Source organism: Castellaniella sp. (assembly GCF_041675725.1).
Taxonomy (GTDB): domain Bacteria; phylum Pseudomonadota; class Gammaproteobacteria; order Burkholderiales; family Burkholderiaceae_B; genus Castellaniella.
In genome coordinates, this window is the sequence record NZ_JBAYTI010000083.1 from 1 (window position 1) to 9,805 (window position 9,805).

At 66.7% G+C, this 9,805-nt stretch carries 8 protein-coding genes; 4 read left to right on the forward strand and 4 right to left on the reverse strand.

Annotated elements, in window-relative coordinates; genetic code table 11:
- The coding region (gene smc / locus WCZ84_RS12695; RefSeq protein ID WP_372686645.1) for a chromosome segregation protein SMC at positions 1-2,461 on the reverse strand (2,461 nt) is incomplete at its 3' end.
- Between the two features lie 235 nt (positions 2,462-2,696).
- Between smc and lplT the strand changes: the two genes are divergently transcribed.
- Entirely contained in the window at positions 2,697-4,001 is a 1,305-nt protein-coding gene (gene lplT / locus WCZ84_RS12700; RefSeq protein ID WP_372686646.1) for a lysophospholipid transporter LplT, read from the forward strand.
- On the opposite strand, the gene WCZ84_RS12705 is transcribed toward lplT, so the two are convergent.
- Together WCZ84_RS12705 and tsaB are read right to left on the reverse strand one after the other, a co-directional pair.
- A complete protein-coding gene (locus WCZ84_RS12705) occupies positions 3,998-4,876 on the reverse strand; it encodes a uracil-DNA glycosylase family protein (protein ID WP_372686647.1) in 879 nt (292 codons plus the stop codon). The two genes, lplT and WCZ84_RS12705, sit on opposite strands and share 4 nt — an antisense overlap.
- On the reverse strand, positions 4,873-6,102 hold the full coding sequence (tsaB, locus tag WCZ84_RS12710) for a tRNA (adenosine(37)-N6)-threonylcarbamoyltransferase complex dimerization subunit type 1 TsaB (protein ID WP_372686648.1): 1,230 nt from the start codon (positions 6,100-6,102) through the stop codon (positions 4,873-4,875). The genes WCZ84_RS12705 and tsaB overlap by 4 nt, the downstream gene beginning before the upstream one ends.
- A gap of 72 nt (positions 6,103-6,174) precedes the next feature.
- Here tsaB and ompR point away from each other — a divergent pair, with 72 nt between their 5' ends.
- Genes ompR through WCZ84_RS12725 form a run of 3 tightly spaced genes read left to right on the forward strand, consistent with a single transcriptional unit; the run spans position 6,175 to position 8,907 of the window.
- On the forward strand, positions 6,175-6,909 hold the full coding sequence (gene ompR, locus WCZ84_RS12715; RefSeq protein ID WP_372686649.1) for a two-component system response regulator OmpR: 735 nt from the start codon (positions 6,175-6,177) through the stop codon (positions 6,907-6,909).
- Positions 6,902-8,311: an ATP-binding protein gene (locus WCZ84_RS12720; RefSeq protein ID WP_372686652.1), complete on the forward strand. Its 1,410-nt coding sequence runs from the start codon at positions 6,902-6,904 to the stop codon at positions 8,309-8,311. The genes ompR and WCZ84_RS12720 overlap by 8 nt, the downstream gene beginning before the upstream one ends.
- Positions 8,312-8,358: 47 nt before the next feature.
- Positions 8,359-8,907: a peroxiredoxin gene (locus WCZ84_RS12725; RefSeq protein ID WP_372686650.1), complete on the forward strand. Its 549-nt coding sequence runs from the start codon at positions 8,359-8,361 to the stop codon at positions 8,905-8,907.
- 30 nt (positions 8,908-8,937) lie between these two features.
- On the opposite strand, the gene ispF is transcribed toward WCZ84_RS12725, so the two are convergent.
- Positions 8,938-9,805, reverse strand: an 868-nt coding sequence (gene ispF / locus WCZ84_RS12730; protein WP_372686651.1) for a 2-C-methyl-D-erythritol 2,4-cyclodiphosphate synthase, incomplete at its 5' end; no start/stop codon positions are given.

A 9,805-nucleotide genomic window follows, 5' to 3' on the forward strand; every position in this document is an offset into this window, starting at 1 on the left:
GCGACTGCGCCGATTGTTCTTCTGCCCAGCGCGCATTGCGGTGCTGCTCTTCGAGCAGTTGACGCGCGGCACGCACGGCCCACTCGGCCTCCTGGGTGGCCCGTTCGTGTACCCGGACGTCCTGGTGCCGAGCCTCGAGCGCCTCGGCCAGCTGATCGCGCTGTGCTTCCAGTGTTTCCAGTTGCGCGCGCGCCTGCGCATGCTCGGCCTGCAAGCCCGCCTGCTGCGCCTCGGCTTCGGCCTGCCGCTCGCGCTGCTCGATCAACAAGGACTCGATACCGCGCAGATCGGCCTGCGTGCGTGCGGCCATCACCTGGGCATGGGCCTGTTCGTCGCGCCGCTGTGTATGGCGCAAGCGCAGCTCGTGCCAGACCTGCGTGCAGGCGGCGAGCTGCTCGCGGCAGTCGGACAGTGTCTGTTCGCTGTCGCGGCAGGCCTGCTCGAGCTGTTGGCTGTGATCTTCGGCCTGCTCGGCTTGCGAGCGCGCCGCGGCAACGGCCCCGTGCAGCTGTTCGATCTCGTGCTGGCGGGCCAGGCGGCCATCCTGCAACGGGTCTGCCGCATGGACCTGAACGCTGTGCGGATAGACGCAGTGCCCCTCGGGTACCACGCAGCAGCATCCCGGGGCCAGTTGGCCCCGCCGCGCCATGGCCTGCGCCAGATCTGGCGCCGTCCAGACCGACGCCAACCAGGCATGCAGCACCGCATGCAGCGCCGGATCCGATATATGGACGTGATCCAACAGGCGCACCAGGCCCGGAATCGAAGCGGGCGCTTCGCCTTCGGGCGGCGGTGCGCCTTGATATAGGGTCAGCCCGGCGGCCGGCCCGTCCTGCAGGGCGTCGCCCGCGGCATCCAGGTCGGCCACCTCGATCGCCTGGAGGCGTTCGGCCAGAACGGCTTCGAACGCGACCTCCCAGCCTGGAGCCACCTGCAGCCGTTGCCACAGGGGGGGCCGATCCTGCAGCCCATACCGGTCGAGCCAGGCCGCCTGCGCTTCGCCGACCGGTATCTGTTGAAGCGAACCCAGCGCTTGCAGGCGCGCATCCAGCCGTTCGAGTGCATGCCGGGCCGCCTGCGCATCACGGCGCGCCCGATCGCGCTGAGCGGTCAGACCCTTGTCATGCGCCTCTAGGGCATCCAACCGCTGCTGCACCGCCTGTCGGTCCGCCTCGGCGCTGGCGCAGGCCTGGGCCAATTCGGACAAGCGGGTTTCATCGACCGGCGCGTGCGCCTGCTGTTCGGCCAGCAAATGCTGCTGCCGCGCCTGCGCCTGGTCATACAGTGTCTGGGCCTGCCGCTGCGCCTGCCCGGCAAGCGCAAGCGCCTGTTCGAGGCGTACGACACTGCGCCCCGCCGCGGCGAACGCCTGCGCATGCGTGCGCACCTGCGCCTCGAGTTCGGGCAGACCCTGCTGGACCTGGCGCAGCGCCGCGGCGCTGTCTGCGGCCTGCGTCTGCGCCGCCTGCAGCCCGGCCTCGAGCTCGGCCAGGCGCTGCTGGCCCGAGCGCTGCTGGCCCTGCCATTCGGAGAGCTTGCCCTGCAGGCGATTCTGGCGAGCCTGCAGACGCGTCCGCGTCTCGGCCATGTGCCGGACTTCGGCCTCGTGGCTGCTGACACGCGCACCCGCCTCGAACAATTGCCCCTGGGCCCCATGCAGCGCTTCGCCGGCTTCGAAATGCGTCTGACGCAGAACGTCCAGCTGCGTCTCCAGCGTACGCAGCCGGCTCTGATCGGATTCGAGGGCAGCCTGCGCCTGCCCGCATTCGACGGCCAGCCGGGCCCGTTGGGCCTCGGCCGCCTGCTCGCCCAGCCACCAGAACAGGTTCTGCTTGAGTTGCCTCTCGGCCTGCAGGCTGCGGAACCGGTCTGCCACCCGAGCCTGCCGCTGGAGTTTTTCCAGCCCGCCGGCGAGCTCGCCCAGAATATCCTCGAGGCGCTGCAGATTCTCGCGTGTGTCCGCCAGGCGATTTTCTGTTTCGCGACGACGCTCTTTATAGCGCGACACCCCGGCCGCCTCTTCGAGGGTCACGCGAAGTTCTTCTGGGCGCGCCTCGATGAGGCGGTGAATCATGCCCTGACCGATGATGGCATAGCCGCGGGATCCCAGACCCGTACCCAGAAAGAGGTCGTGCACGTCACGGCGGCGCACGCCCTGCTGGTTGATGTAGTAGCTGCTGGCGCCGTCGCGGGTGAGCACGCGACGCACGGAGATCTCGGCAAAAGCGGACCATTGGCCCAAGGCGCGCCCGAGGCTGTTGTCGAACACCAGCTCGACCGATGCCCGGGCCGACGGCTTGCGCAGTTCGGAGCCATTGAAGATGACGTCCTGCATCGATGCGCCCCGCAGCTCGGACGCGCGGGTTTCGCCCAGGACCCAGCGCACGGCATCGATGATGTTCGATTTGCCGCAGCCATTGGGCCCCACCACACCGACCAGCTCGCTGGGCGTGGGAATCACGGTAGGATCCACGAACGATTTGAATCCGGCAAGTTTGATCTGCGTCAGGCGCACGGCAGGCGACGAACCAAAGACAGTCCCTCAATCTGACATGATACCGCAGCCCGCCGTACGGACCCGCGCAAACAACCAGGACACCCACGCAGACGACGGTCTTACCCGCTATACTGCAACTCTTTTTACAGGCTTGCCGAGATATCATGACATCAGAAAGCGTGCGCTTCGAGGTCGGCGGTTGAACAAGGGTTTTTACATGGTGATGGCCGCGCAGGCGCTGTCATCCCTTGCCGACAACGCCCTTTTGATCGCCGCTATTGGCCTCATCGCAGAACTGAGCGGGCCCGACTGGATGGCCCCCATGATGAAATGGTGGTTCGCGCTGGCCTACGTGGTGTTGGCGGCATTCGTCGGGGCATTCGCCGATTCCTTCCCCAAGGGCCGGGTCATGTTCGTGACCAACGCGCTGAAAACGGCCGGCTGCGTCCTCATGTTCGCATACGGATCCTTCGGCCTGGGCCACGACCAGCAGTTGGTCGTGGTGTTCATCGCCTATACCATCGTGGGGATCGGTGCGGCGGCCTATTCTCCGGCCAAATACGGCATCGTGACGGAAATGCTGCCACCCGAGCTGCTGGTCAAGGGCAACAGCTGGATCGAAGGCCTGACCGTACTGTCGGTCATCGTGGGTACGGTCCTGGGCGGCCTGCTGATCAGCCCCACCGTATCCAGCTGGCTGATGTCGCACGACCTGGTCCTGGGCCTGGTGCACAGCAGCTCGCAAAGCGCCATCCTCATCATCGGTCTGGTCTATGTCGCAGCCGCGCTGTGCAACCTGCTCATTCCGGACACGCACGCCTTCTATCCACGCCAGCAGACCCGTCCCGTTGCGCTGATCCGTGAATTCTCGCGCTATGTGCGCATTCTGTGGGCCGACAAGCTGGGCCAGATCTCGCTGGCCGTCACGACGCTGTTCTGGGGGGCCGGTGCGACGCTGCAGTTCATCGTCATCGAATGGGGTGCACAGCATTTGGGCTATCGGCTGGATCAAGCCTCCATCCTCATGGGGGTGGCGGCCTTCGGTACCGTCATCGGTGCAGCGGCGGCTGGGCGCGTGCCGCTGCGGCGGGCCTTGTCGGTCTTGCCGGTGGGGGTGCTGATGGGGCTCGTGGTCCTGTTCATGCCCCTGGTGTACCGCCCCTGGGCCGTATACATTCTGCTGCTGCTGATCGGCGGGCTGTCCGGGTTCTTCGTGGTGCCCATGAACGCGTTGCTGCAACACCGCGGCCATGTGCTGCTGTCGGCCGGGCACTCGATCGCCGTACAGAATTTCAACGAACAACTGAACATTCTGCTGATGCTGGCCATCTATAGCCTGCTGCTCTGGCTCGGGCTGCCGATCAACCTGATCATCGCCCTGTTCGGCCTGCTCGTCGCCGCACTGATGCTGGTCTTCATACGCTGGAACCGCCTGAATCACCAGGCCAACCCCCGTCTGTCGAGCCTGATCGGCCAGGCGGGGCATGGCACCGCCCTGCACTAGGGCGCGATACCACCGGGCTGCGTTTCAGCCCCATCCTGTGCCCGCACCGCCTCGGCCAAGCCGAGCAGGTCACGCCAGGCCTCATCCTTGAGCGCCCCATGCACCAGCAACGAAGAGGGCAAATGGGTGACCCGCACCGGGATGCGCTCACCCGATTCCAGCACGTAGAACACGGTGCGCCCGCGCAGCGACTCGAAGCGATCGGCCGTGCCCAGGATGGCTTGCGTGGCCACGCGCCCCAGCGCCAGAATCCAGCGCGGCCGCAGAATTTCGATCTGCTGCTGCAGCCAAGGGCGGCAGGCCGCCCGCTCGGCGTCATCGGGCTGGCTGCCCCCCACCGCGCGGCATTTCACCGCGTAGGTGCTGTAGCGGGAATCCCGATGGGGCAGGGACACCGAGGCCAGCATGGCCTCGAGCAGCTGGCCGGCCTGCCCTTGAAACGGCAGGCCGGCGGCCTCGTCTTCCAGACCCGGCTGCTCGCCCACCAGCAAATACCAGGGCCTCGTGTGCACGCCGCTGCCCGGAACCGCGCGAATGCGGCCCGTGGCACGGACACAGCGCTCGCACGCCTGCACGGCTGTGGACAAAGCCTGCAGGTCCGGCACGGCAGGCGCGTTCGCGGCCGTATCGGCGACCCCCACAGACGCTGGCCTGGCCGGTGCGTCGGACTTTGCCGCAGCGGAGCCCGGCGCCGCCGGGCGGGGTGCGACCTGGCCCGATGGGGCCGCCCCGGGCCCGACCGGGGGCGCCGCCACCGGGCCGCGCGCGGACGACACCCGCGGCGCCACCTGTGGTGTGACACCAGGCAGTGCCTGCAGATCCACCCCGAGCTCTTTCAGCCAGACCTGCTGCAGGGCATTCACCGCCGGCTTCATGCCGAATCGCCCAGGGGCAAGGTCATGATCCAGGCATCCTCGCGCCCTTCGGGCGCCGGATAATAGCCGCGACGCACGCCCCGCCTCTGGAAGCCGTGGTGTTCGTAGAACAGGATGGCCGACTGATTGCTGCGGCGTACTTCAAGCGTCAGCGCAGGCAGGCCCGCTTGGCGCGCATGGGCCACACAGGCCTGCAGGAGGCGGCTGCCCAGGCCCTGACGCCGTACATCCGGCCGCACCCCAATGACCAGTACATGCGCCATGTCAGGCGCTTCCATCAGCAAGACAAAACCCAGCATGGCGCCCATGCGCCGCAGGACCCAACCAGTGTGGCCCGCGAGCAGCGAATCGATGAAATTCCGGCGGCTCCAGGGTGCGGCCTGTATCTGGCGCTCGATGGCAACCGCTTCATCGACGTCGGACACCGCCATGTCGTGCAGCTGGACTGCGGATTCGCCCACGGCGGGATTGCCGCCCAAACCACCCGCCCGCTCGAGCGTGGTATAGGCCACTTTGTTGCGCACGTAGGCCGGGTGCGCCAGCGCAGCGTCCAGCCCCCCACCGTCCAGCCAGACCTGTTCGGCCAGCTGGACCAGGACTTCGGCATCTGGCTCGCCCGGATGGGGCAGCACGGTGGCCCCCAGTTCGGCCAGCGCATCTTCGAGGCCCGGGCAGGCCTGCAGGGCGCTGCCGCTGGCGAACCACGCGGCCGACCCCCGAGCCCCCCATGCGGCGGACTGCTCGGCCGCCCACGCCGCCACGCCGGAACAGGCCAGCAACACTGGAGACTGGACGCATACCCAGCCGCCGTCCGGACCCGCATGATACGCAGCCGCATAGACTTCGTGCATGCGGGCATCTTGGAGCACCAGATGAATACCCTGCGCGCCCGGCCCGGCCGCCTGGACGGCAAGCACCCACAGCGAATCCACCGGCACGACCGGAATACCGAGCGACAACGCCATGCCCTGGGCCACGCCGCACGCCAGCCGCAGGCCGGTGAAGCTGCCGGGCCCTTGCCCGAAGGCAATGGCCGACAGCGCCGACGGCGCCAACTGCGCATCATCGAGCAGGCCCTGGGCCAGTGAAAGTACGTGCCGCGCATGCCCTTGGCGCCCCGCCAGGCGTTCGGCGCGCAGCCGGGCCCGACCGCGGACCTGCGACAACAGGGCCACACTGCAGACGTGGCCGGACGTTTCCAGGGCCAGGAGATGGTGGGTGCTCATGATGGCGCCATTTTAAAGTAAAGACTTGTGATCGGACTGGTGTCTTGGCCCGATCCCTGTTACATTTTTGGAATGAGCACACAAAATCCCCCCCTGCCGCGCAAGATCCTCGTCGTAGACGACGACCCCCGCCTACGCGATCTACTGCGCCGTTACCTGTCCGAACAAGGCTTCAACGTCCACGTGGCCGAAGATGCCAAAGACATGGCCAAAATCTGGCAGCGCGAGCATTTCGACTTGCTCGTACTCGACCTCATGCTGCCCGGCGAAGACGGCCTGTCCATCTGCCGGCGGCTGCGGGGCAATCACGACAACACGCCCATCATCATGCTCACGGCCAAGGCCGAAGACATCGACCGCATCGTGGGGCTCGAAATGGGGGCGGACGATTACCTCACCAAGCCCTTCAACCCGCGTGAACTTCTCGCCCGGGTCAACGCCATCCTGCGCCGCCGCGGGGCCGACGAGCACCCCGGCGCACCCAGCCAGGACAACGAATCCGTCACGTTCGGCCCCTATGTGCTCAACCTGTCCACCCGTACGCTCACGCGCGACGGCGAGGCGGTTTCGATCACCACGGGCGAGTTTTCCGTCCTCAAGGTCTTCGCCCGCCATCCCAAGGTGCCCCTGTCGCGCGACAAACTCATGGAACTCGCGCGGGGGCGCGAATACGAAGCCTTCGACCGCAGCCTCGACGTGCAGATTTCCAGGCTGCGCAAGCTGATCGAACCCAACCCGTCCAAACCGGTGTTCATCCAGACCGTCTGGGGTCTGGGTTACGTGTTCGTACCCGACGGTGATCAATGAGCCCACCGGCAACCGCCCGGGGGGGTTCGCACAACCCCCCGCATTCAAGTCCGGCCGGCGGCGCATCCGCCTAGGCCTGTTCGGCCGCTCATTTCTGCTCATCGCCTGCCTGATGCTGGTCAGCCTCGGGGCCTGGCTACAGATCGTCTTCAACATCGAAGAAGGCCCCGGCGCCAAGCAATTGGCCCAGCGCCTGGCCACCACCGTCACCATTACCCGCTCGGCCCTGATTTACGCACCGGCCAAAGTCAGGCCGGCCCTGCTGCTCGACCTGGCCACCAAGGAAAGCCTGCGGGTGCAGCCGCGCGCCACCGACGACGTGCTCGAGCCTCTGCCCCACAGCACATACTGGCACAATATTTCAGATGAGATCCGCCTGCTGCTGGGCAGCCAGACCCTGGTGATGTGGGCGGTGAACCAAGTGCCGGGGATCTGGATCAGCTTTCATATCGGCGACGAGCAGTACTGGCTGGTGTTCGACCGGGACCAGCTTCGCCTGGCAAGCGGGCGCGACTGGCTGGGCTGGGTCGCCGCATCCCTGCTGCTCGCCCTGCTGGGCGCCGCCATCAGTGTGCGCTTCATCAGCCAGCCCCTGTCCCAGCTGGCCAATGTGGCGCGCCAGCTGGCCCACGGCCAGACGCCCACGCCGCTGCCCGAAAAAGGCCCGGATGAGATTCGCGACATGAACATGGCGTTCAATCGCATGGTGCGCGATCTGCAGCAAGCCGAGGCGGACCGCGAACTCATGCTGGCGGGGATCTCCCACGACCTGCGCACCCCCTTGTCGCGTATCCGGCTCGAGGTCGAAATGACCAGCATGAGCGACGAGGCGCGCCAAGCCATCGACGAGGACCTGGCACAAATCACCCACAGCATCGGGCAGCTGATGGAGTATGCCCGGCCCATCGGGCTGGTACCCGAACACGGCATCGACGTCAGTCGCGTGCTGCAAGAGCTCACCGAACGTGAACGCAACCATACCGAAGCCATGGGCGGCACCCTGCGCACGAACATCGCCCCGGGCCTGCGCGCCCACATCAGCGCCAACGATCTCAAGCGCATCGTCAGCAACCTGATCGAAAATGCCCGTCGATACGGGCGCAGCACGGCGGATGATCAGGCGCACATCCAGATGGGCGCCCACTACGAAGGCAAGCTGCTGGTCATCACCATCGAAGACGAAGGCAGCGGCATCCTGCCCACGGACGTTCCACGGTTGCTGCGCCCGTTTGCCCGTGGAGAATCCGCCCGCACGGGCGGCAGCGGAGCCGGGTTGGGGCTGGCCATCGTCGAGCGCCTGCTGAGCCAGGTCGGCGGCAAGCTGGCGCTCTCGTCGCGCGTGCCATCCGGCCTGGTGGCGCGCATCGAACTGCCCCGTTCCGCAACAGGTCAACTGGCGTAGAATGAAGCCATGGTCAGAAGACCATGAACCCATTTTCTGGAGCCCCGATGAAAACCATAGGCGACAAGCTCGAGGCCTTCCGAGTCACCGGCGTCAAGCCGGGCTTCAACCAGCACGAGGAAAACGGCGTCTCGGCGTTCGAAGACATCACCGAATCATCCTTCCCGGGCAAGTGGAAGGTCATCTATTTCTACCCCAAGGACTTCACCCAGGTCTGCCCCACCGAAATCATCGGCTTCAACGCCCTGACCGAAGCCTTCGAGACACGCAACGCCGTACTCATGGGCGGTTCCACCGACAACGAATACGCCAAGCTCGCCTGGCGGCGCGAAAACCCGGAACTCAGCCGGCTCAATCACTACCAGTTCGGCGACACCACCGGCGCATTGGTCGACCAGCTCGGCATCCGCGAAAAATCCGAAGGGGTGGCCCTGCGCGCCACCTTCATCGTCAACCCCGACAACATCATCCAGCACGTGTCGGTGAACAATTTCAACGTCGGCCGCAACCCAGACGAAACCCTGCGCATCCTGGACGCCCTGCTCACCGACTGCCTGTGTCCGTGCAACCGCGCACTCGGGGGCCCCACCCTGTAGGGGCCGCATGCAGGGGCCATGCCGCCCTGCTCAGCGGCGCATCAGCAACGCAACGGCACTGACGGCAATGCCCTCGCCGCGCCCCAGATGGCCAAGGCCCTCATTGGTCTTGGCCTTGATGTTCACCTGGCCTGCCGCGATGGACAGGGCCGCTGCGATGACCTCGATCATGGCGGGCACATGCGGCCCCATCTTGGGGGCCTGGGCATGGATCGTTGCGTCCACGTTGGCGATGCGCCACCCGGCGGCAGCCGCCATGCGCGCCGCCTCTTGCAGGAACATGCGGCTGTCGGCGCCGGCCCAGCGCGGATCACGGTCCGAAAAATGACGCCCGATGTCGCCCAGCGCGGCGGCCCCCAATATGGCGTCCGTGATGGCGTGCAACAGGACATCGGCGTCTGAATGGCCAATGAGGCCTTTGTCGTGGGGGATGCGCACCCCACCAATGATGAGCGGCCGATCCGCCCCCAGGGCGTGCACGTCGTAGCCTTGGCCGATACGCAGCGACAGGGCGTCGGGCGCCTGCGGGTCTGAGCGAGTCATCCATGCCTCGAGTCGGTCGTAATCTTCTGGCCAGGTCAGTTTCACGTTGGCTGCCGAACCCGGCACCAGCAACGGCCGCCCCGCTGCTGCATCCGCAAGCCGCTCGACAGCCGAGGCCTCGTCGGTGATCGCTGGATCCCCCGCGGCGCCCAGCAAGGCCCGCCGCAGCAAACCAGCGGGAAACATTTGCGGCGTCTGCGCCAACCACAAGCCTTCCCGATCCTGGGTGCGCGCCACTTCTGGGTGCCCACCGTGCGCCATCCGCCGGGCCTGCTTGACCGTATCGGCCACCGGCAGGGCCAGCAGGCCACCGCGCCCCGCCTGCAGACACGCATCGATGAGCCGCGCGAGCGCA